The organism is Burkholderia sp. LK4 (assembly GCF_001043615.1).
GTDB classification, from domain to species: Bacteria; Pseudomonadota; Gammaproteobacteria; order Burkholderiales; family Burkholderiaceae; genus Burkholderia; species Burkholderia cepacia.
In genome coordinates this window covers 45,886-68,035 of the sequence record NZ_LDUL01000074.1, presented here as the reverse complement: position 1 = coordinate 68,035, position 22,150 = coordinate 45,886, and the positions used below count along the sequence as shown (strand labels likewise).

At 67.9% G+C, this 22,150-nt stretch carries 17 protein-coding genes; 6 read left to right on the top strand and 11 right to left on the bottom strand.

Features of this window, described 5'->3' with window-relative positions; genetic code table 11:
* Nucleotides 1-146: 146 nt before the first annotated feature.
* The 4 genes from fhuB to VK92_RS31760 are packed head-to-tail and all read right to left on the bottom strand — an operon-like array spanning nucleotide 147 to nucleotide 5,638.
* A complete protein-coding gene (gene fhuB, locus VK92_RS31775; RefSeq protein ID WP_231600540.1) occupies nucleotides 147-2,171 on the bottom strand; it encodes a Fe(3+)-hydroxamate ABC transporter permease FhuB in 2,025 nt (674 codons plus the stop codon).
* Nucleotides 2,164-3,138: an ABC transporter substrate-binding protein gene (locus VK92_RS31770; protein ID WP_048022513.1), complete on the bottom strand. Its 975-nt coding sequence runs from the start codon at nucleotides 3,136-3,138 to the stop codon at nucleotides 2,164-2,166. Before VK92_RS31770 ends, fhuB begins: the two co-directional genes overlap by 8 nt.
* Entirely contained in the window at nucleotides 3,135-3,965 is an 831-nt protein-coding gene (locus VK92_RS31765) for an ABC transporter ATP-binding protein (RefSeq protein ID WP_082160830.1), read from the bottom strand. Before VK92_RS31765 ends, VK92_RS31770 begins: the two co-directional genes overlap by 4 nt.
* Complete coding sequence (locus VK92_RS31760; protein ID WP_048022512.1) at nucleotides 3,962-5,638, bottom strand: cyclic peptide export ABC transporter; 1,677 nt, start codon at nucleotides 5,636-5,638, stop codon at nucleotides 3,962-3,964. Before VK92_RS31760 ends, VK92_RS31765 begins: the two co-directional genes overlap by 4 nt.
* A gap of 218 nt (nucleotides 5,639-5,856) precedes the next feature.
* On the opposite strand from VK92_RS31760, the gene VK92_RS31755 reads away from it, so the two are divergent.
* Nucleotides 5,857-6,642 carry an AraC family transcriptional regulator gene (locus VK92_RS31755; RefSeq protein WP_048022511.1) on the top strand — a complete coding sequence of 262 codons (786 nt, stop codon included), beginning with the start codon at nucleotides 5,857-5,859 and terminating at the stop codon, nucleotides 6,640-6,642.
* An 80-nt stretch (nucleotides 6,643-6,722) separates the two neighbouring features.
* Here the strand turns inward: VK92_RS31755 and VK92_RS31750 are convergent, their stop codons facing one another.
* Both VK92_RS31750 and VK92_RS31745 read right to left on the bottom strand, forming a co-directional pair.
* Nucleotides 6,723-7,484 carry an SDR family oxidoreductase gene (locus tag VK92_RS31750; RefSeq protein ID WP_048022510.1) on the bottom strand — a complete coding sequence of 254 codons (762 nt, stop codon included), beginning with the start codon at nucleotides 7,482-7,484 and terminating at the stop codon, nucleotides 6,723-6,725.
* A gap of 127 nt (nucleotides 7,485-7,611) precedes the next feature.
* Complete coding sequence (locus VK92_RS31745) at nucleotides 7,612-8,556, bottom strand: LysR family transcriptional regulator (RefSeq protein ID WP_048022509.1); 945 nt, start codon at nucleotides 8,554-8,556, stop codon at nucleotides 7,612-7,614.
* Nucleotides 8,557-8,722: 166 nt separating this feature from the next.
* Between VK92_RS31745 and VK92_RS31740 the strand changes: the two genes are divergently transcribed.
* Nucleotides 8,723-9,937, top strand: a complete 1,215-nt coding sequence (locus VK92_RS31740) for an FAD-dependent oxidoreductase (RefSeq protein ID WP_048022508.1) — start codon at nucleotides 8,723-8,725, stop codon at nucleotides 9,935-9,937.
* 123 nt (nucleotides 9,938-10,060) lie between these two features.
* On the opposite strand, the gene VK92_RS31735 is transcribed toward VK92_RS31740, so the two are convergent.
* Together VK92_RS31735 and VK92_RS31730 are read right to left on the bottom strand one after the other, a co-directional pair.
* Nucleotides 10,061-10,993, bottom strand: coding sequence for an alpha/beta hydrolase (locus tag VK92_RS31735; protein WP_048022507.1), 933 nt, complete (start codon nucleotides 10,991-10,993; stop codon nucleotides 10,061-10,063).
* Nucleotides 10,994-11,054: 61 nt separating this feature from the next.
* Nucleotides 11,055-12,152 carry an OpgC domain-containing protein gene (locus VK92_RS31730; RefSeq protein WP_042973026.1) on the bottom strand — a complete coding sequence of 366 codons (1,098 nt, stop codon included), beginning with the start codon at nucleotides 12,150-12,152 and terminating at the stop codon, nucleotides 11,055-11,057.
* Between the two features lie 380 nt (nucleotides 12,153-12,532).
* On the opposite strand from VK92_RS31730, the gene VK92_RS31725 reads away from it, so the two are divergent.
* A complete protein-coding gene (locus tag VK92_RS31725; RefSeq protein WP_021156938.1) occupies nucleotides 12,533-13,687 on the top strand; it encodes a porin in 1,155 nt (384 codons plus the stop codon).
* A gap of 43 nt (nucleotides 13,688-13,730) precedes the next feature.
* On the opposite strand, the gene VK92_RS31720 is transcribed toward VK92_RS31725, so the two are convergent.
* The gene (locus tag VK92_RS31720; protein ID WP_048022506.1) at nucleotides 13,731-14,642 is read right to left on the bottom strand and encodes a LysR family transcriptional regulator; all 912 of its coding nucleotides are present in this window, start codon (nucleotides 14,640-14,642) and stop codon (nucleotides 13,731-13,733) included.
* Nucleotides 14,643-14,780: 138 nt separating this feature from the next.
* Here VK92_RS31720 and VK92_RS31715 point away from each other — a divergent pair, with 138 nt between their 5' ends.
* Both VK92_RS31715 and VK92_RS31710 read left to right on the top strand, forming a co-directional pair.
* Nucleotides 14,781-15,773 (top strand): aldo/keto reductase, encoded by a 993-nt coding sequence (locus VK92_RS31715; protein WP_042973001.1) that lies wholly within the window; start codon nucleotides 14,781-14,783, stop codon nucleotides 15,771-15,773.
* A 232-nt stretch (nucleotides 15,774-16,005) separates the two neighbouring features.
* A complete protein-coding gene (locus tag VK92_RS31710; protein ID WP_048022553.1) occupies nucleotides 16,006-16,746 on the top strand; it encodes a sulfite exporter TauE/SafE family protein in 741 nt (246 codons plus the stop codon).
* Between the two features lie 102 nt (nucleotides 16,747-16,848).
* Here the strand turns inward: VK92_RS31710 and VK92_RS31705 are convergent, their stop codons facing one another.
* Complete coding sequence (locus VK92_RS31705; RefSeq protein ID WP_048022505.1) at nucleotides 16,849-19,035, bottom strand: hypothetical protein; 2,187 nt, start codon at nucleotides 19,033-19,035, stop codon at nucleotides 16,849-16,851.
* A gap of 631 nt (nucleotides 19,036-19,666) precedes the next feature.
* On the bottom strand, nucleotides 19,667-20,563 hold the full coding sequence (locus tag VK92_RS31700) for a LysR substrate-binding domain-containing protein (RefSeq protein ID WP_048022504.1): 897 nt from the start codon (nucleotides 20,561-20,563) through the stop codon (nucleotides 19,667-19,669).
* Nucleotides 20,564-21,084: 521 nt separating this feature from the next.
* Here VK92_RS31700 and VK92_RS31695 point away from each other — a divergent pair.
* Nucleotides 21,085-21,942: a peptidoglycan DD-metalloendopeptidase family protein gene (locus VK92_RS31695; protein ID WP_021156945.1), complete on the top strand. Its 858-nt coding sequence runs from the start codon at nucleotides 21,085-21,087 to the stop codon at nucleotides 21,940-21,942.
* Nucleotides 21,943-22,150 lie beyond the last annotated feature (208 nt).

Sequence of the window (22,150 nt, the reverse complement as noted above, 5' to 3'; positions counted from 1 at the left end):
TGCTTCCTCCCGCCAGCGGCGGGTTGAAAAATGGGGGGGACGATCTTTATCGACGGGCATCTGACGGCCTCGTCTGTCTTGAATCCATGCACTACCGAACAATTGCCGGACCGACATCGTGGCCGATCCCGCGACCCGTGACGCAATTACCGCCGCAACCCGCGCAGCATCACGAGCGCGACGAGCCACGGTCCGCCAAGCAGCGTGGCGACGAGGCCGGTCGCGATTTCCTGCGGAAAAGCGATCTGCCGCCCGAGCCAGTCCGCCGTCACCATCAGCAGCGCGCCGAGGGTCGCGGCCAGATAGAGCTGCGGCACGGGGCGGCGCGCACCGGAAAACCGTGCGATATGCGGCGCGATCAGCCCGACGAACGACAACGGCCCGACAATCACGGTAGCCGCCGCCGTTGACATGGCCGCCAGCAGCAGCAATGCGAAGCGCGCGCGACCCACGGGCACGCCGACGCTCGCCGCGACGTCCGTGCCGAGCGCAAGAGCGGTGAGCCAGCGTCCGGTCAGCGGTGCAACGGCGAGCGTGAGGAGCGCCAGTGCCGCGACGCTCCATGCGATGCCAGGCGCGACGTAGTAGGTGGATCCGATCAGCAGATCGACGAGCACGCCCGCGCGCGGATCGCCGCTCGACATCAGCGCGCCGACTACCGTGTTGAACAGCGCACTGATCGACAACCCGACGAGCAGCAGGCGCTCGGGCGCGAATCGCGCGCGCCGTCCGAACCAGACGAGCAGCACCAACGTCGCGAACGTGCCGGCCACGCAGCCTGCCACCAGCGCGGCGGGAACCAGGCGGTGACCGAGAAACAGCACGGCGACCATGCCGAACATGCCGCCGGAACCCACACCGAGCACGTCGGGACTCGCCATCGGATTCGCGCTCATGCGTTGCAGCAATGTTCCCGCGACTGCCAGCAGGGCGCCCGCCGCCAGCGCCGCGACGAGGTGGGGGCCGCGCCAGAACAGCAGGCTTTCGATTTGCGCGAGCGTTGCGACGCTCGTGCCGGTGGGGCCGCGAGAGACCGCCAGCGACAGCAGGCAGGCGAGCGGCAGCAGCATGGCCCACACCAGCGCGATCGCACGAGGCGCGCGGCGATCCTGCCGGGGGCCCGCTGCCGCATGCGCATCGGGCCGCGTGCGCAAACGCGGCAGCAACCCGACGAGCAGCGGCACGCCCACGATCGCGGTCGCGCTTCCGGTTGCGATCACGTGCGCGGAAAACAGGTCGGCCCGCGCGGCCGTGCGCACGATTTCATCGGTGAGCCACAGCAGCGCCGCGCCGGTGAGCGGTGACCACACGAGCCGCGCGCGCAATTGCCGCGCGCCGGCCAGGCGGGCCAGCAACGGTGCGGCCAGGCCGATGAAGCCGATGACGCCCACTTCGGCGACCACGAACGCCGTGAGCGCGACCGCGACGAACAACGCGGCGCCGCGCACCCATCCGACCGCGACACCGAGATGGCGCGCCGTCGTATCGCCTGCGTCGAACAGATTCAGCGGACGATAGAGCAGTGCGGCGCCGCCCGCGCAGGCGGCGAGCTGCATGCCCAGATGCAGCGTCGGTTGCCAGCCGTTCTGGTCGAGCGCGCCGCCGCCCCAGATCTGCAAGCCCGCAAGCCTGTCGAAATGCACCACCGAGATCGCGAGACTGATTGCGCCGCAGTACAGGTTCACCACCATGCCACCGAGGATCACGCCGAGCGGCGACATACGCTGCGCCCATGCCAGCGCGAACACGACGAGCATCGCGGCCGCGCCGCCCGCCAGCGCCAGCGTGCTTCGACCCATGGCCAACCAGCCGGGCATCCAGATCGTCGCGACGGACAGCGTGAGATACGCGCCCGGGAACACCCCGAGCGTCATGGGTTCGGCGAGCGGATTGCGCAGCACCTGTTGCATCAGCGTGCCCGCGAGACCGAGTGCGGCGCCGCACAGCAGCGTCATCGCGACGCGCGGCAGCAGGCTGTAGTGGACGAGCAAGGCCCCCACGTCCTGCGTGTCGGCGGTGGCCGCGAGCGCGTGCCAAAAGGATGCGCCCGCCAGTGCGCGATGCACGTCCGTGGCGGTGAGGCAGGCGGCGAGTACGGCCATGGCGCCGACCAGCGCCAGGCGCCGATCGCTTGTCCGCGCGACGCGTCCGGCCAGCACGAGGTTACGCAAGGCCGCCTCCGCCGTGCTCGAGTGTGGCGAGGGCGATCGAGACGGCCGCGGCGAAGCGCTGCATCGACACGAGTCCCCCGAAGGCCGCGATCACCGGCAGTACTGCGACGCGTTTCTCGCGCACGGCAGGCAGCGCACGCCACAACGGGCTCCGGCTCAGCGCGGCACGCACGTCGGCGCGCAGCGGCCCGATCAGCAGAATGTCCGCATGCGGGACATCGAACAGGCGTTCCAGCGCGACGGTGGCCGAACCGGTTACGGAAGTGCGCCATGGCGTGGAGGCCGCGCGGCTCGCCGCGTCGCGAGGATGGGCGGCATTGTCGACACTGATGCGCGCGAGCACGTCGTCGAACAGGCTACCCGTGCCGTAGACGCGAAAATGTCGCTCGTCGAGTGCTTCGGCGACGATCACGGCGCGCGCCGGGTGAACCCCGGTGCTCGCGATCCGGGTGGCCGCCGACGCGAATTCCCGTTGCGCGGCGGCGATCAGCTCGGCGGCGCATAGCGGCGCATCGATCGCGCGCCCCATCGCGGATGTTTCGTCGCAGAGCACTTCGAGCGGCCGTGCAGCGCTCATGTATGTGCCCAGCGTGAGCGTCGGCGCGATGCGTCGGAGCGGCGTCATCAGCGCCGCATGGGCCGGCGTGACGATGATGAGATCCGGCGCGAGCGCGAGCAGCACCTCGAAATTCGGCTGATAGAGCAGGCCGACATCGGCGACGCCGGACGGCAACGGCGGCGTCACGATGCCGCTCGCATACCAGTCGGGCAACGGAATGCCGACGGGCGCGCGCCCGAGCGCGAGCAGCGTTTCCGTCAGTTCCCAGTTGAGCACCACGATGCGGTGCGGGAACCGTGTGACCGCGGCAGCGGCGCATCGCGCGGAGAACCATGGGCCTGAGCCGGCGAGCGCGGTGAGCGCGACGAGCAGTTGCCGGCGGCGCGGATTCGCGACGAGCAGGTTCATGCCGGAAACCCCAGGCGCCGCCCGCTGACCGGATCGGCGCTCACGCGCATCGGCACGCCGTAGATCGATTCGAGGTGTACCGGGTCCATGATGTCGGCGGCGCGCTCGCGCATCAGCAGACGGCCCTCGCGCAGCGCGACGATACGGTCGCAGAACCGCGCGGCCATGTTCACGTCGTGCAGAACGACGACGGCGCTCATCGCCCTCGTCGCGCAGAGCGTGCGCACGAGTTCGAGCACGGAGAGCTGATGGTTGAGGTCGAGCGCCGACGTCGGTTCGTCGAGCAGCATGCAGCGGCAGTCCTGTGCGACCAGCATCGCCAGCCATGCACGTTGACGCTCGCCGCCCGACAGTACGTCGACGGGGCGATCGGCGTGACGGAGCACATCCGCTGCACGCATCGCGCGCTCGACGTGCGCGGCGTCTTCGTCCCCGAAGCGTCCGAGCGCGCCATGCCACGGATAACGCCCGAGGGCGACCAGTTCGTGCACGGTCATGCCGTCGGTGGGCGGCGTCTGCTGCGGTAGATACGCGACCTGGCGCGCGAACTGGCGTGCGCCCCAGTCGGCGAGCGGCTTGCCCGCATAGCGAATCGTGCCGGCAGTGGGGGCGAGCTGACGAGCGAGCAATTTGACGAGCGTGGATTTGCCCGAACCGTTGTGCCCGACCAGCCCGGTCACGCATGCGGGTTCGATCGCGAGATTGATCGATTGCAGCAGGGGACGGCCGCTGGCGACGTACGACACGCGTTCGAGCGAGAACGTCGTGGCATTGCCGGTGTCGCCGCATGCGGAGCGGGCTGCTTCGTCGCGCACGATATCGCTCATGCCGCGCTCGCCATGTCGTTGCCGCCCGTATGCTGCACGTTGTCCGCGCCGGCCGTGTCCGCGGTCATCGCGGCGATGCGTCCGTTCTCGAGTTTGACGAGACGGTCGGCGAGATCGAAGTAGCGATCGTCGTGCGTGATGACCAGCACGGTCTTGCCGTTCGCCTTCAGCGCGGGCAACAGCGTGCGATAGAACACGTCCTTGAAGGCCGGGTCCTGATCGGCCGCCCATTCGTCGAAGACGTAGAACGGTCGATCCTCCAGGAATGCGACCAGCAGCGCGAGGCGCTTGCGCTGACCTTGCGAAAGGGCGAGCGTGGAGAACGTGCCGCGCTCGATGCGCACCTTGTGGTCGAGTTGCAGCGCGACGAGCAACGTACGCGCCATCCCTTCGCGTTCGCCGGTCAGGCCGAGCAGCGAATCGAACAGATGAAAATCGCTGAAGACCACCGAGAATCGCTGTCGATACGCGGCACGCGTCGTGTCGTCCACGGCGACGCCGTCGACGAGCAGACGGCCGCGCTCGGGCGCGTAAAGGCCGACGAGCAGCTTCGCGAGCGTGGTCTTGCCGCTGCCGTTGCCACCGACGAGATACACGAGCTCTCCGGCGTCGAACGTCAGATCGACGGGCCCGAGCGTGAACAGGCCGTCGTCGCTTTCGCGCACATAGCGATGCTCGACACCTTCGAACGCGATGCGCGAGAATCCTTCGGCCGGGGCGGGGGCGGAACCGGCGTGATTGCCTGGTTCGGCAGGCAGCGCCGCTTCGAGCGCGCCGATGCGCTCGAACGCAACGCGCGCCGAGTTGAGCGACGGTAGCGCCGCGAGCAATCCTTCGACGGGCATGATCAGATAGAGGAACACGAGCGCGTAGCCCGACATGACGTGTGCGTCGGCGCCGAACAGATGCGCGAGCACGAAAGTCGTCAGGCCGACGAAGCCGAACAGCAGCAAATTGCCCCAGCTTGCCGCGAGCGCGTGCAGCACATAGCCGCGCGTGCGCTGCACGCGCACCGCTTCCACGTGCGGTGCGAGCTCGCTGCCGACGAACGCGTTCGCGCGTGCGCGATGCAGCTTGAGTTCCTTGGCGCCGTCGAACAACGCACGAAACTGGTTCAGCAGCGTGTCCTCGCGGTCGCGCGAGGCGCGCAGATGACGCAGCGCACGGGCGCTCACCAGCTGCGTGCCGAGCGTGCCGGCCCCGAGCACGCCCAGCGCGACCGCGAGGATCGGCAGCGAGAGCATGCCAAGGTACGCGAGACAGCCGACGATCACGGCGCCCTGCATCGCAATGGAGGGCAGGCTCACGAAGAACACGACGATGCTGTCGAGATCCTGGGTCAGCGCGCCCACCGCGCGGGCCGCGCCGCACCGCTCCAGGTCGCGGAACGACGCGGCGGTAATGCGTCCGATCGTCTGCATGCGCAGTTGAGCCTTGACGCGTTGACCGAGATACATGAACAGCGCCTGCGAGCCGATGCGCGTCACGAGCACCAGCGCGGCGAGCAGCACGAAGCGCATGCCCAGGTGCATCAGCTGTGCGCCTGATGCTTGCAACGCCTGGTTGATGAGTGCCACGAGCGCCGCGTTCGCGAAGCCGCTCGCGAGACTCGCGAGCAGCGCGACCGGCAGCAACCAGCGTGAGTAGCGGAGCAATGAGGCAATCGGAGGCATAAGTCGTCGGAGGTCGTGCGGACGTGCTGGCTGCACGTGTTGTGTCTCATAGATAAGAATGAGACGTATTAAATTTGAAGAACGGGGTTGGCCGTAACCGTTGATGGATAAGGAGATTAATGCCTCGCGCAGCCGAAAGGTAGACACACGATATCGAATTTTTGACAGAATTTGGTGAATTTGAAATATCATGGCGCACTTCCTTTCGACCGTCTCCGATGAAGGCCTTCCTGCTCAAGCGCTATCCGCTGGCGCGGGTGCCGCTGCCGCGCCAAGTGGCGGCGACCCTCGTGAACTACCGTCAAGGCGAACGCGTGGCTTGGCATCAGCATCGCCATGGCCAGCTCGTCTTTGCAGCCAAGGGCGTCGTCCGCGTGCTCACGCCGGCCCGAACGTGGACGCTCCCGCCGTCGCGGGCGGTGTGGCTGCCGTCGGACGTCGATCACGAACTGCACGCGGTGGGCGACACCGCGCTATGCAGCGTCTATGTGGAACCCGAAGTGTTTCCGTGGCCTTGGGAAGACCCGGCGGTCGTCGCCGTGTCGGTGTTGCTGCGAGAACTCGCGCTCACGGTGGTCGACGGGGCGGACACTTATACGGCCACGAGCCGTGCCGGGCTTGCCGCGTCGTTGCTGATGAAAGTGCTGGCGGAAACGCCGAGCCTCGCGGAGCCGGGTGTGCCCTTGCCGCGCGACGAGCGCCTGCTCAAGCTGTGCGAGCACATGATGAACGACCCCGCGAGCGATCTCACGCTGGACTTCTGGGGCGAGCAATTCGGCGCGAGCGGCCGTACGCTCGCGCGCCGGCTGCATGCCGAGACGGGGCTGACGTTCGTGGCCTGGCGGCAGCAGATGCGCGTCGCGGAAGCGATCACGCGCCTCGCGCTCGGCCAGTCGGTTGCGCAGGTGGCAAAAGACCTCGGGTATCGCAGCGCGAGCGCGTTCATCGTCATGTTCCGACGGATCACGGGCGAATCGCCGCAGCGATATCTCGCGGCGACCTGAGCAGGGCTGATTCGGGCCGGCCCGGCGATGCGGCGCCGCGGACGCAGGCGGCCCGAACGGGATTCGATGTCGCCGCGCGCTTACCCTCGCCCGACGAACGGCATGGCCGTCGCCATGATCGTCATGTTCAGGATGTTCGTGTCGAGCGGCAGGTTCGCCATCTGGACGATCGCGTTCGCGACGTGCGTGACGTCCATCCGCGCTTCGGGCGCGAGGCTGCCGTCGGCTTGCGGGACGCCTTGCGTCATCCGTTCCGTGAGCGACGTCGCGGCGTTGCCGATGTCGATCTGGCCGCACGCGATGTTGTACCGGCGGCCGTCGAGCGCCAGCGCCTTGGTGATGCCGGTCACCGCATGCTTGGTGGCCGTGTACGCGATCGTATCGGGGCGCGGCGCATGCGCCGAGATCGAGCCGTTGTTGATGATGCGGCCGCCCTGCGGCGTTTGCGTTTTCATCAGGCGCCATGCGGCCCGTGCGCACAGAAAGACGCCGGTCAGGTTCGTCGCGACGACGCCGTTCCACACGTCGAATTCGTATTCGTCGAGCGGAACCGGCGGCGCGTTGCGGCCGGCGTTGTTGAACAGCACGTCGAGCCGGCCGAACTGCTGCGCGATCTGCGCAAACGCGCGGTCGACCGATGCTTCGTCGGTGACGTCCGCAGGAAACGCGTGCGCATCGCCGCCGGCGGCGCGGATCGCGTCCTGCGTTTCGCGCAACGAGGCCTCCGTGCGACCGAGCAGCGCGACGGTGAATCCCGCCTGGGCGAGCGCGACGGCCGCTGCGCGACCGATGCCGGAGCCGGCGCCGGTGACGGCTGCGAATTTCTTCATCGAGACAGACATGGCTTGATTTCCTGCTGGTTGAAAGAGGACGAGGCGGCCGGTGACCGGGATCATCGCCGCATTCGGCAATGTAGTCGAAATGCGCGGCGCGCATGTCCGGGCGACATCGCAACGCACGCTCGGCTGACTACTTCGTCCGGCCGGGCGCGGCCCTGCGTGCCCGCGTGCCGGTCTGCGCAAACAGATCGACCACGACGTCGCGCAGCCACCGGTTCCCCTCGTCCTGGTTGACCCGCGCATGCCAGAGCATGTGAATCGGCGTACCCGGCAGCGCGACGGGCAGTGCGCGCCAGCCCAGCGAAAACGGTGCGGCGAGCTGTTGCGCGAGATGCTCGGGCACCGTCGCGATCAGGTCGGTGCGCTGCAGGATGTAGCCGACGCTCATGAAATGCGGCACCGTCAGCCGCACCTGTCGCGTCACGCGACGGCGCTTCAGCCATTCGTCCACCTGCCCGTGACCGGTGCCGGCCGACACCACGACCAGATGTTCGGCATTGCGCCATGCGTCTACCGTCAGCGGCGTGTCCTCGAGCGGATGCCCCCGCCGGAACAGGCACACATAACGCTGATCGAACAGCCGGCGCTGATAGAAGCCGCCCTTGAGCTGCGGCAGCAGGCCGATCGCGAGATCGACGCGGCCGTCGGCCATTTCGTCGCCGAGGTTGATGCTCGTGTTGCGCACGGTATTGAGCGCGATGCCCGGCGCCGCGTGCGACAGGTGTTCGAGCAGCGCGGGCAGGAACACGACTTCGCCGATGTCGGTCATGCCGATCGTCAGCGTGCGCGTGGCGCGCAGCGGATCGAAACCGGTCTCGGGATTGAGCGCGGCGTGCAGGGTCGCGAGCGCGTGCGACACGGGTTCCGCCAGGCGCAGCGCGAACGGCGTCGGCACCACGCCGCCCGGCCCGCGCACGAACAGCGGATCGCCGAGCCGGCGGCGCAGCTTCGCGAGCGCGTTGCTCACGCCCGGCTGGCTCATGTTCATCTGCTCGGCGACGCTCGACACGCGCCGTTCCTGCATCAGCCGCTGGAACAGCAGCAGCAGGTTGAGGTCGATATCGCTCAGTTCCATGGGTTTTGCCTCGCCCGGTTCATTGCATCCGGTGATGATGCAGATTCATTTCATTTTATTGTGGAATGAAAGTCGGCTCCCGAGAATACCGATACGGCCCATGCAATCGGCATGGCCGCTGCGCACGTCGCACACCCCACATCGGAATATCGGAGACACCTTCACCATGCAGACGAACCTGAAGATTGCGATCGTCGGCGCCGGGATCGGCGGCCTGACGCTCGCGCTCGCGCTGCGCGAGCACGGCATCGACGCGCAGATCTACGAACAGACGGAGGTGCTGCGCGAAGTCGGCGCGGCCGTCGCGCTGTCGGCCAATGCGACGCGCTTCTACGAACGCATGGGCCTGCGTGCGGCCTTCGACGCGGTGTGCGCGGACATCCCGGGGCTCGTCTATCGCGACGGCCGCAGCGGCGCGGTGATCGGCCATCATCGCGGCGAGCCCGACTATCGCCGGCAATTCGGCGGCGCGTACTGGGGCGTGCATCGCGCGGATCTGCAGGCCGTGCTGTCGAAGGCGGTCGGCCTCGACCGCATCCATCTCGGCCACCGGCTGACCGATCTCGTGCAGCACGCCGATCGCGTCACGCTGGTGTTCGACAACGGCGTGCGCATCGACGCCGATCTCGTGGTCGGCGCGGACGGCGCGCGCTCGATCACGCGGCGCTGGATGCTCGGCTACGACGATGCGCTGTATTCGGGCTGTTCGGGGTTTCGCGGCGTGGTGCCGGCCGCGCGGCTGAGCCTGCTGCCCGATCCCGAAACGCTGCAGTACTGGATCGGGCCGCACGGGCACCTGCTGCACTATCCGATCGGCGACGACGGCGACCAGAATTTCCTGCTGGTCGAGCGTCATCCGTCACCGTGGCCGTCGCGCGACTGGGTGATGCCGTCGGAAGAGGGCGAGCAACTGCGTGTATTCAGGGACTGGCATCCGGCGGTGGTGCAGATGATCACCGCGGTGCCGATCAGCCAGCGCTGGGGCTTGTTCCATCGGCCGCCGCTCGGCCGCTGGAGCCGCGGGCGCGTGACGCTGATCGGCGACGCCGCGCATGCGCTGGTGCCGCACCACGGGCAGGGCGCGAACCAGTCGATCGAGGATGCGGTGGTGCTGGCGGCGCAACTGGCGCAGGCCGGGCCGGGCAACTGGCGCGAAGCGCAGGAAGCGTACGAGCGGCTGCGTCGCGGCCGCACGCGCAAGGTGCAGTACGCGTCGATTTCCGTGGCCGATGTGCTGCACCTGCCCGACGGGCCGGCCGCGCAGGCACGCAATGCGCGTCTGGCCGAGCGCGACAGCGTGCTGCATCACCTGGACTGGATTCACGATTTCGATGCGCTCGCCGGGGAGCCGGACGAGCGGCAGGGCGGCACGTGGCTTTGAACCCGCCGTCGGGCCCGGGCGCGCCGGGACGGCGTGCGCAGCGCATGGGACGGGGCGACGGCCTGCGGCCGGCCGGTCACCGTCCGGCCGGGTGAAAACGGGCGGGGTCGCGCCGGCGCGCGATCACTTCACGCACTCGAGCGCGTACTTCAGCCCCGTCCCGAGCAGCCCGCGCCAGACGTCCCACGTATGCCCGCCATCGACGATGCGCAGTTCGGCCGGGTTCTGCGCGCGGCGCAGGTGCGTGTACAGCACGCTCGATTCGGCCTGGATGGTCAGGTCGTCGTCGCCGGCCGCGATGAACATCGGGATTCGCCAGCTGCGCGCGAAATAGCCGCGCATCAGCGCCGGGTAGTTGAGTTCGTGCCACACGCGCGGATCGAACTGCCGGTCGCCGAACACGCCGACGTAGCGCGCGGCGGAATTGAGCGGCGGCTCGTTCGCGTAGATCGCGGGGCTCAGCAGCATCGCGCCGCAGAACAGCCCCGGTTCTAGCAGCGAGAAGCGCAGCGCGCCGAAGCCGCCCATCGACACGCCGCCGATCGCACGGCCCGCGCGCTGGTTCGACACCGCGAAGTGCGCTTCGACTTCGGGCAGCAGGTCGTTGAGGAACGCGCTCTGCATCTTCTCCTTGCGGTCGACGTACCAGTCGGTGCCGCCCTGCGGCATCACGATCACGACGGGCGGAATCTCGCGGCGCTCGATCAGCGTGTCGGCGGTGGCCTGCAGCCGGCCCTGCGTGACCCAGTCGTTCGCGTTGCCGGCATTGCCGTGCAGCAGGTACATCACCGGGTAGCGCGCGCCTTCCGGGTTGTAGCCGGGCGGCAGGTAGACCGTGTACGACCAGTCGCGCTTCAGCGACGCCGACCGGAACGTGCGCAGCACGACGCTGCTGCCCGGATTGAGCGCGGGCTCCTGGGCGGCCGACGGGGTCGTCGCGGTCTGGAGGGCCGGCGGCGGCGCGGGCGGTGCCGCCGGCGCGGGCGGCGTGGCGCGGGCGGTGGCGATGGAGCCGGCGATCAGGGCGAGGGCGAACGGAAGGGCGAGTCGGCGCATGTCGAATCGTTTCAGGAGAGGCGCCGGCTATCGTAGCAGCGGCGCATGACGGCGCGGCGCGTCATCGCCGCGATCGGAACGGCAGCCGCGCGACGAGCGGCCCGTAGAGTTTGGCGACGAGATACAGCAGGCCCATCGCGACGACGTCGGCGGTCAGCCCGAGTTTCACGTCGAGATAGCCCTCGGTCGCCTGGTAAAGCAGCGAATCGACCGCGAGCGAGATGCCGGTGCCCGCGACGAAGCACAGCAGCCCCTGCCGGCCGATCGTGCCGATCCACGGCATCGCGTGCGCGACCTTCTTCATCCAGCCGAGGTGGACGAGCTTGGCCGCGAGCCACGCGATCGCGAGGAAGTTCGCGAGCCGCAGCGCGCCGAGGTTCTGCTTGATCGACGGATCGGTCGGGAACGGTTCGATGCGCAGCCGGTAGTACGCGCCGGCCGCGACGATCGCGAGCGACACGGCCGTCAGCAGCCAGCCCTGCGGCTTGGGCGCGAGCGTCTGGTAGACGGGCTGGCAGCGCGCGATCACGCCGAGCACGAACAGGAACTGCCACGCGAACGGGTTGAAGTCCCACGGCGCGCCTTCGACGGTCGGCAGGAAGCGCGCGACGTGCGGCGCCGCGAACCACAGCGAGCCGCTGAACGCGAGCAGCAGCCACGGCTGCGTGCGTGCGAGCGGCAGCGTGAGCGGGACGAGCAGCGCGAAGAACGCGTACATCGGCAGCACCGACGCGAGGTACGGCTGGCGGCGGAACAGCAGGATGTCGCGCAGCGCGGCGAGCGGCTTGTGGAGCAGGCCGTCGAGATCGTTGGTCGGCATGTTCGGGCCGTCGATCGCGAACGCGTTCAGCACGGCGGTGATCAGCAGCATCAGGCCGGCCGTCACGAGGAATGCACGGTAGATCTCGAACGCGCGCCGGATGAAGCGCTGGCGCGCGGCGGCTTCGTCGTGCCGCTCGGCGAGCGAGTTGTACGCGATCGCCGTCGCGAAGCCGCCGAGGAACACGAACACCTCGGCCGCGTCGCACAGCGCGTACGCGTGCAGCGTCACGCGCGACAGGATGCTGCCGCCGATGTGGTCGACGACGATGACGAGCAGCACGAGGCCGCGAAAGAAATCGAGCTCGGCGTAGCGGCCGGCCCGGGCCGGCGCGGTCATCGGGCCGCCTTCCGGCGCGGGCCGCGTGCACGGCCGGCACGCGCCGCACATGAATCGGGGTGAAGCATGACTTCGTGAAGAAATGACGAACGGATGCGCATTGTGCCACCGATGCGCCGGGCCCCGGGTTTACGCGGATGGCGGCGCGTCCCGCCGCTGCCGATAAGCCGGGTCAGGTTGTCCGCGCGGCGGGGCAGTTGGACGAGCGCAACGTTTTGCGCAGGGTTCACATGCCCCGATGGACGGACGGTTTGCGACGTGACACCATTTTGTCCTCACGCGGCCGCACACCGCGTCGTCCGCCCTGCGGGCCACCCATACAACAGATCAAACATTCGCCGGGCGCGCGACTCGCCCGGCCCCGGCTCCGGAGATCCGTCATGAAGAAGCACGTCATTTTTGCCGCCGCGCTGGCCGCTTTCGCCGCGCCGGTCTTCGCCCAGAACAGCGTGACGCTGTACGGTGTGATCGACGAAGGCTTCAACTACACGAACAACGTGAATGTGAATGGGGTCGGAAAGTCGAACTACCAGCTCGCGAGCGGTTATGCGCAGGGCAGCCGCTGGGGCCTGAAGGGCAGCGAGGATCTCGGTGGCGGGCTGAAGGCGATCTTCACGCTGGAAAACGGTTTTGACGTCAACAACGGCCGGCTCGGGCAAGGCGGCCGCATGTTCGGCCGCCAGGCGTTCGTCGGGCTCTCCGAGTCGCGCTTCGGCACGCTGACCTTCGGCCGCCAGTACGACTCCGTCGTCGACTACCTGGCGCCGCTCACGGCCAACGGCAACTGGGGCGGCACGCTGTTCTCGCACCCGTTCGACAACGACAACACGGACAACTCGTTCCGCGTCAACAACACGGTCAAGTATGCGAGCGCCGACTGGAACGGCCTGACGTTCGGCGGCACGTACAGCTTCAGCAACAGCACCGGCTTCTCGAACAACCGGCAGTACAGCCTCGGTGCGCAGTATTCGCTGGCCGGGCTGCAGGTCGCGGCTGCGTACCTGCAGGCGAACAACCCGGGGGTCGGCAACGCGGGCGCGATCGCCGCGGATGACGCGAACTTCGTCGCCGACCGCCTGCGGATCTTCGGCGGCGGCGTCAACTACACGTTCGGCCAGGCCACGGTCGGTTTCGTCTATACGAAGACGGACGTGAAGAATCCGGTATCGACGGTCTACCTGCCGGCTTCGACGTTCGCCGGCCTCGGGCTGACCGCGACGAAGTTCCAGAACTTCGAGATCAACGGCAAGTACCAGCTCACGCCCGATTTCTATCTCGGCGCGCAGTACGTGTACACGGACGGCAAGTTCGATGCCGCGGCCGGATCGTTCAAGCCGAAATACCACACGGTCGGCCTGATGGCCGACTACAGCCTGTCGAAGCGCACCGACGTCTACCTGCAGGGCGCATGGCAGAAGGTTGCCGGCGACAAGACCGGCACCGCGGCCGACGGCGGCTACGTGGTCGGGACGGACGGGCCGTCGGCGTCGTCGAACCAGTTCGCGGTGCGCGCCGCGATCCGCCACAAGTTCTGAGCGGTTCGACCGGCCGGGGCCGGCGCCCCGGCCCGAGCCCGCGTCAGCCCGCCCGGTACGGGCCGCCGAGCGTCTCCGCGAGCCAGTCGACGAAAATCCGCACGCGCGGCGCGAGATGCCGCCCGGTCGGAAACACCACCGACACGGGCAGCGGCTCGGCATTCCATTCCGGCAGCACCTCGACCAGCGAGCCGTCCGCCAGCAGCGGCCCGAGCCCTTCGCGCGGCGCCTGGATCAGCCCGAGGCCCGCGAGACAGCACGCGAGATACGCCTGCGAGCTGTTGACCGACACGACGCTGCGCATCTTGACCGCGTGCAGCTCGCCCGTATCCATGTCCGCATATTCCCAGTCCAGCTCACGGCCCGTTCGGCTCGAGAAATAGCCGACCGCGACGTGGTCCGGCAGCTCGTCCGGCGAGCGCGGCGTGCCGTGGCGCGCCAGATACGCGGGCGCCGCGCAGTTGATCTGCGCCAGCTCGCCGATGCGCCGCGCGACGAGCGACGTGTCGGACATCGTGCCGACCCGCACCGCGCAGTCGATGCCGTCGGCGACGAGATCGACGAAGCGGTCGGTCGTGCCGATCACGACGCGCAGGTCGGGGTAGCGTGCGTGGAAATCCGGTAGCGCCGGAATCATCTGGTTCACCGCGAAGCGCTCGGGCAGGTCGACGCGGATCGCGCCGCGCGGCGTCGCGCCGGCGTCCTCGAACAGCGTTTCCGCATCGTCGAGATCGGCCAGCAACCGCATGCAGCGCTCGTAGTAGGTCGCACCCTCGGCCGTCAGCGCGACGCGCCGCGTCGTGCGCTGCAGCAGGCGGACCTTCAGGTGCTTTTCCAGATACTGGACGGCGTTGCTGACCGTCGGGCGCGGCAGTTGCAACTGCTCGGCCGCCTTCGTGAAGCTGCCGAGATGGGCGACGCGCGCAAAGATGCGCATTGCATGCAGATGATCCATGCGGGGCGGGGGTGTGGGCGGATGGACAGGCTCCATTGTTAATCAGCGTCGAATGGTTTGGTGGAGTGTTTCGCATTTATCGCGCGTCGCGATGCGCCCAGAATCCTGCCTGTTGATTCATCACTCGAGGAAACGGACATGGATAGGCGTGAACTGGGCCGGTCGGGCCCGCGGGTATCGGCGCTCGCGCTGGGCTGCATGGGAATGTCGGACTTCTACGGGCCGGCCGATCGCGCCGAGAGCATCGCGACGCTGCACGCGGCGCTCGACCACGGCATCACGATGCTCGACACCGGCGATTTCTACGGAATGGGCGACAACGAGATGCTGATCCGCGATGCGCTGCGCGGCCGGGCGCGCGACCAGGTGCTGATCAGCGTGAAATTCGGCGCGCTGCGCGATCCGGCCGGCGGGTTTGCGGGCTACGACGCGCGGCCGGCGGCGATCCGCAACTTCGTCGCGTACTCGCTGAAACGGCTCGGCACCGATTACATCGACATCTACCGGCCGGCGCGCGTCGATCCGGCGGTGCCGATCGAGGAGACGATCGGCGCGATCGCCGATCTCGTGAAGGCCGGGTACGTGCGCCATATCGGCCTGTCGGAAGCCGGCGTCGACACGATCCGCCGCGCGGCGGCCGTCGCGCCGATCTCCGACCTGCAGATCGAATATTCGCTGCTGTCGCGCGGTATCGAGGCCGGGATCCTGCCCGCGTGCCGCGAACTCGGGATCGGCGTGACGGCCTACGGCGTGTTGTCGCGCGGGCTGCTCGGCGGGCGCTGGAGCACGGCGCGGCAGGGCGAGCGCGATTTCCGCGCGGCGAGCCCGCGCTTCCAGGGCGAGAACCTCGCGCACAACCTCGCGCTCGTCGATGCGCTGCGCGCCATCGCCGACGAGAAGGGCAGCAATCCCGCGCAGGTCGCGATCGCGTGGGTGTTGTCGCGCGGCGGCGATATCGTGCCGCTGATCGGCGCGCGCAAGCGCACGCAGCTCCAGGACGCGTTACAGGCGGCTGAAATGCAACTAACGGTCAACGACATCATGCGCATCGAAGCGGCGGTTCCCGCCGGGGCGGCTGCCGGTGAGCGCTATCCGGCCGCACAGATGGCTCACCTCGACAGCGAGCAGTGACGGGGGGCATTTCACGGGGACGGATCGACCGGGCCGGTAGCCGGCGCACGCGACCTGCGTTGAACGAAGGCGGGCGTGCGCCGGACGGTGGCGCGGTGTGCGAATGCGCACGTGCGCCGGCCGCGCCGGCTCCGCGCGGCAGGCCCGAGCCAGCCTCAGGCAAAGCCAGATGGCGGGCGGCGCGATCGGGGTTCACCATCGGCGCCGTACTCAACCGGACGGAATGCCTTTCATGCACATTCACACGCTGACGATCGTCGCGGTGGTTTTCCTGCTGGCCGGCGCGGTCAAGGGAATGATCGGGCTCGGCCTGCCGACCATCGCGATGGGCTTGCTGACGCTCGCGATGCCGCCGTCGGCCGCCGCGAGCCTGCTGCTCGTGCCGTCGTTCATCACCAACGTGTGGCAGTTGTGGCTCGGCCCGTCGTTCGGGCCGTTGCTGCGCAGGCTGTGGCCGCTGCTCGCCGGCCTGACGATCGGCACGCTGACCGGCGGGCTGCCCGCGCTCGCGGCCGGCAGCACCTGGACGCATGCGGCGCTCGGCGTGGTGCTGGTCCTCTACGGGCTGTGGGGGCTCGCCGCCGCGCGGCTGCCCGCGCCGGGGCGCCACGAAAAATGGCTGTCGGCCGTGGTCGGTTACCTGACGGGTGTCGTGACGGCCGCGACCGGCGTGTTCGTCGTGCCGGCCGTGCCTTACCTGCAGGCGCTGCGGCTGTCGAAGGACGACCTGATCCAGGCGCTCGGGCTGTCGTTCACCGCCTCGACGATCGTGCTTGGCCTGCAGTTGCGCGTGACGGGTGCGCTGGAGACGGTCGATCTCGGCGTGTCGGCGCTCGCGCTCGTGCCGGCGCTGGCGGGTATGGCCGGCGGGCAGTATGCACGGCGCGTGATGAGCGAGAAGGCGTTCAAGCGCTGCTTCTTCGTCGGGCTGATCGCGCTCGGCGCGTACATGGCGGCTTCGGGGTGGCGGTGAGCGGGCATCGCCGGCGAGCGTGATGCCCGCTGTCCGTGACGATCCCGAAGCCGGCTGACGAAACCGGCTTCGGGCGCATTCACCGGGCGCGGGTCACCCCGCTCAGGCCGGGTCGGCGTACTTCAGCGTCCATCCGAACGTACGGGTCGCGCCCGCGCCGAGCGCGAACGGCTTCGTCGTGCACGCGAAGTTCGAATGCAACTGGCCGATCGGCGTCGTCGACAGCGGATTCGTCGTGCCGTTCACCGTATCGAAGGCGGACAGCGCGCAGTTGTCGAACCCGGTCGCCGCATAACCGGTCGCGGGGCTGTTCGCGTACGCGACCGACACGCCGTCGCCGTTGGCCTGCGTCGACGCGAAATCCGCGAACGACGTGAAGTCCGTTTCGACCGACAGGTTGCCGGTGAGCGTGCCGGTGCTCAGCGTGTCGCTGCGCGCCACCGAGCCGTGCGCGAACGTCAGCACCGTGTGCACCTGGAGGTCGAGATCCGTCGTGTACGCCGCGTTCTTCGATGCGAGCCGGAACTTCGCGGTATCGAACGACACGATCACCTGCCCGTTGACTTGCTGGACATTCAGGTTCTTGTAGTACGTGACGGGAATGTAGGTCTTGCCGTTGTACGACACCTGCGGAATCAGCAACGCGTAGCCGAGATCGGTCGTGCCGTAGGTCAGCTTGTCGGAGGACGGCACCGGGTAGTACGGCGTGTACGAGTTGTAGTCGGGCGCCTGGCTGAGGTTCAGGTTGATCACGCGCCGGCCGTCGCGCACGGTCACCAGCGCCGCGCTGTACGGATGCGCGGGGTCGTTCGGCTGGTTGTACCAGGTGAGCGTGTAGTGCGGGCGCGCGTCGAGCCATGCGTTGTAGTCGGCGTCGGCCATCGGTGCCTTGCCGCCGAAGCCGAGCTTGTTCCACCACGCGTTCACGTACAGGTACTGGTGCAGCAGGCTGAAGTTCTCGCCCATCACGCGCGGCTTGCCGCGATACGCGTCCGTGCCGCGACCCTTGACCCACATGTTCACCGAGGGCGTCGGCAGCGACGGGTCGTACCAGAACGTATCGAAGCGATGCGCCGCCTTCGTGATGAACGTGTAGGCGACCTGCTTCTCCTGGTCGGACAGCACGCCGGCGTTGGCCGCGGCCGTCAGCACTTCCATGAACGCGGAATCGCCGTACGGGCCGATCGAACGGCCGTAGTTGAAGCCTTCGCCGTCGCCGTTCAGCTGCGGCAGGATCAGGTCGACGGACTTGCGCAGATACCCCTTCAGTTCCGGCGTGAAATTCGCTTCGTTGCCCATCTCGAACGTGCGCTCGGTCACTTCGCCGATCAGCAGCGTGCTGTAGCGGTCGAAGCGCGCCTGGTCGTAGTAGGTCGTGTGCGTGTTCGACGCTTCGTCCGAGAACCCGCCCGACGAGTCGTTGCGGATATGGTTCGTGAGCGTGTACAGCAGCGCGTCGCGCGCGCCCATCGTCGCGACGGACGGATCGGTCTTCGATGCGAACGACGGGCTGCTCCAGCCGAGCTTCTGGCGCAGCCCGGCGATTCCGTAGGACACCGCATAGTAGTTCTGTGCGGTGTTGAGCGACGCGATGTCGATCGGCGTGCCGGCGGCCGGGCACGTGTCGACCTTGCCGCTCGCGTCGGGGCCGAACATGTCGCAGAACCGCAGCCGCTGCTGCAGTGTCGCGAGCATCGCGTCGCTGAAGACTTCGTTGAGCATCCCGTGCGCCTGCAGGTTGTTCAGCGCGACGAGATAGTAGTACTCGCCCCACGACGTATTCGCATACGTATAGTTGCCGCCCGACTGCGCCATCATCGCGGTCGTGATCTTCTGGTAGGTCGCGAGGTAGCTCGCGTATTGCGGATCGTTCTTCGACTTCATGTCGATCAGGATGTACGACAGGCCGAGCGCGAGCTTGCCGGGCAGGAATTTGTCGCCGGTGTTCGTGTCGAGCACGTGGACGGGCGTGCCGTCGCCGAGATCCATCACGACCTGCGTGAAGTCGGGCGACTTCCGGATCAGGTCGAACAGCGCGCGCATCTGGCCCATCATCGTGATCGGCGTGTCCGTGCCGGCCGGCACGCTCGTGTCGGCCGCGCCGTAGACGAGCGCCTGCAGCGAGTTCGCCGCGAGCGCGGAGGCGGGCGGCGACGTCGGCGTCGAGTTCGATGGCGGGGACGACGACGACGGCGGATCGGTGATGTCGTTGCCGCCGCAGGCACTGACGAACAGGACGGAAAGGGCGCTGAGCGCGGCGCCGAGCGCGAATCTGCTGCGCGGATGCATTGTGTCTCCAGTTTTGAATAGTGATGACGGACGGGCGGGTGTGGCCGTTGCCGTGCTCGATGCCCGTGCGTGGCCGCCGCCTTGCAACCCTGATCCCTGAAGACGGACGGCCTGAATCACCACTCGAGCGGGCAAGCGTTCTCCCTGCACGGGCCGTGACCGGCGTCGCGCGGATGCATTGGAAAACGTTTTCCAAATTTAGGCATTGGACGGTGCGATGTCAATGAACTTTCACGATGGAGGCGCGGGTAGAAACCCGGATAGTGGGCGCGGAGGGAGGAGGGGGAGGTCAGGATTGCGCGGGAATTACCGGATTTTTTCGATGGGTGGTGCAGTGCGGCGTGGAATGCAGGCGTGAATGCGGCGGGCAGGAAGGCTGTCTGGTTATGCGTTTTCGTTCGAGATCGAGAGAAAACGTTATCCGTATGGATCGAATGGTGTCGGGTCGCGCATCGGGGCGTCGGTCGCGGTCGGTGCTGCTAAAGCCGCGCCTCGACCGCCGCCTTGTCGATCACCGACCCGGCCTGTCGGTTCAGGCAGTCGATATACGCGCGGAAGCGGGTGGCAAGATCGGTGTCGGCCAGAGCCGTGCTTCCGTGTGTCGCAGGGGTGGGGGCGAATGCGGCGGGCGTTACCGCGACGTTGCTTCGCCGGACAGAAACGCCACGAACTCCCGCGTGTACTTCGGCAGCGCGTCGAACGACCGCGCGCACAGCTTCAGGCGGCGGTGGCTCCACGGATCGGACAGCTCGACGAGCCGCACGTCCATCGTCTGCATCGCACGCTCGGCCGCATGGCGCGACACGATGCCGATGCCCACGCCGCTGGCGATCACGCGGCAGATCGCGTCGAAGCTCTTCAGCTGCACGCGGTAGCGGATCCGCTTGCCGAGCGCGCGCGCCTGGTCGGCGAGATGCACCTGCAGCGCGCTGCCGTCGGTGAGGCCGATGAAGTCGGCGTCGGCGATCGTGTCGAACGCAACCTTGTCGTGTGACGCGAGCGGATGCGCGGCCGGCACGACGACGATCAGCCAGTCCTCGCGGAACGGCTTCTGTTCGAGCCCGCCGAGCCCGACCGAATCGGCGACGATGCCGACCTCGGCCGTCTTGTTGCGGATCGCATGCACGATCTCCTGGCTCGAGCGCTCCTCGACGCTGATCGACAGCTTCGGATGATGCGGCAGGTAGTCGGCCAGCGCATCGGGCAGGTATTCGCTCAGCGACGCCGTGTTGCACAGCAGCCGGATATGCCCGCGCAACCCCTGGCCGAATTGCTGCAGTTCGCCGCGCATGTGGTCGATCTGCTGCAGCACGGTGCGCGCGTGGTGTTCGAGCGCGCGGCCTGCGTCGGTGGCCTGCGCGCCCGCCTTGGTCCGGTGCAGCAGCGGTACGCCGAGCTCGTCCTCCATGCCGCGGATGCGTTCGCTCGCGGCCTGCAGCGTGATGTGGGTCCGCTCGGCCCCGCTCGTGATCGTGCCGGCCTCGCAGATGTTCAGGAAGAGCCGCAGGTCGGTCAGGTCGAAGCGCATGAGGGTGGGGGTGATCGTGTTGGAATGGCCGATAAGTTAGCAGGGAACCGCGGCCGGGGTCTCAGGCTTGGCCTGAGGCCCGATTCGCCGGTTCCGAATTTTCGGGGCACGATCGATGACGGATCATGGCCGCACATCAACCGGGGGAGCCTGTCATGCGGATCGATCCATCGTGGGGCGTGTCGTTCAAGATCGCGCTGCACGTGCTGTTCCTGTGCATCGGCATCGCGTGGGCCTGTTCCGAACTCGCCGCGTGGCTGCGTTGAGCGTCGCGGCGCGCCGCATTGGCACGCTGCGTCGCCTATCAAAATGAGTTCACCATAGTTTTACAGAACGAAAATTCTTCCGTTTCCACGCGAAAAGACCATCAAGTTTTTCCGAATCGGACCGTATTACCGGTAGCGAATGCCGGCCGGCATCCGGTTCGTGATCGTTTGTCATCATTGTTTTCATCCGGTTACACGTCGGCCGTTCCGTTTTTGAGATGCTTGAAAGATTGTCAAACCGGAGTCGGATCGTCCATGAAATCGCGCGAGATTCACCGTCACGCGGCGTGGCTGCCGGGCCTGGCCGCCGTGCTCGTCATGGCCGGTTGTGCAAGCACGCAGTCCGTTCCGCCGAGCGATACGCTGGCGGCACAGTCATTACCGTCGAGCCCGCCGGCCGTTGCGCCGGCGGCCGTCACCCCGCCTCCCGCGCCGATTCTCGTTGCGCAGAAGTACATCGTGAAGCGCGGCGACACGCTGACGGGCATCGCGTCCGCGAACGGCTGCAGCATTGCCGACCTGCGCACCTGGAACAAGCTGGGCGCGAACGGCAGGCTGCGCATGGGGCAGGTGCTGCGCATCGTCAGGCAGCAGCCGTTGCCGCCGCCGGGCGCAGCCGGCATGCAGGCCGCGTCGTCGGCTGCGAGCAATGGCGCGGGGAGCAGCCCGGCATCGGCGCAGGCCACCGCGTCGACCGCGAGCGACCGTCAGGTCGTCAAGGAAACGAAGCGGCATGCAGGCGGTGTCGCGCTCAAGTGGCCCGCCAACGGCAAGATCGTCGACGGGTTCCGGCCGGGGCAGAACCGCGGCATCCAGATCGCCGGCCGGCCGGGCGACCCGGTCCGCGCTGCGGCCGACGGTCGCGTGATGTACGCCGGCACTGGCCTGAACGATTACGGCAGCCTGATCATCGTCCAGCACAACGCGGATTTCCTGACCGCCTATGCGCATAACCGCAGGTTGCTCGTGAAGACAGGCGACATCGTGCGCCAGGGCGACGAGATCGCCGAGATGGGCGACCTCGACAACTCGCGTGTCGCGTTGCTGTTCGAAGTGCGGCGCGACGGCAAGCCGGTCAATCCGATGCCGTACCTGCCTTCGTCGCAAGGGTGAGGCGGGGTCGTTTCGCTGGAACGTGGCGGCGGTCGCTGCTACGCTAGGGGCTGTTCATGCGAATCCCGTGCTTCACGCGGGGCCGACGGCCATCTTCAGGGGATGCGCGGTGAATGCCGTCGCGGGCCGGCCGCCGGCGCGAACGCGGGCGCTTCGTTGAAGCGCGCCCGCGTTGCTTCGTGCCACCGTTTCCGACAGAAGACAGAAC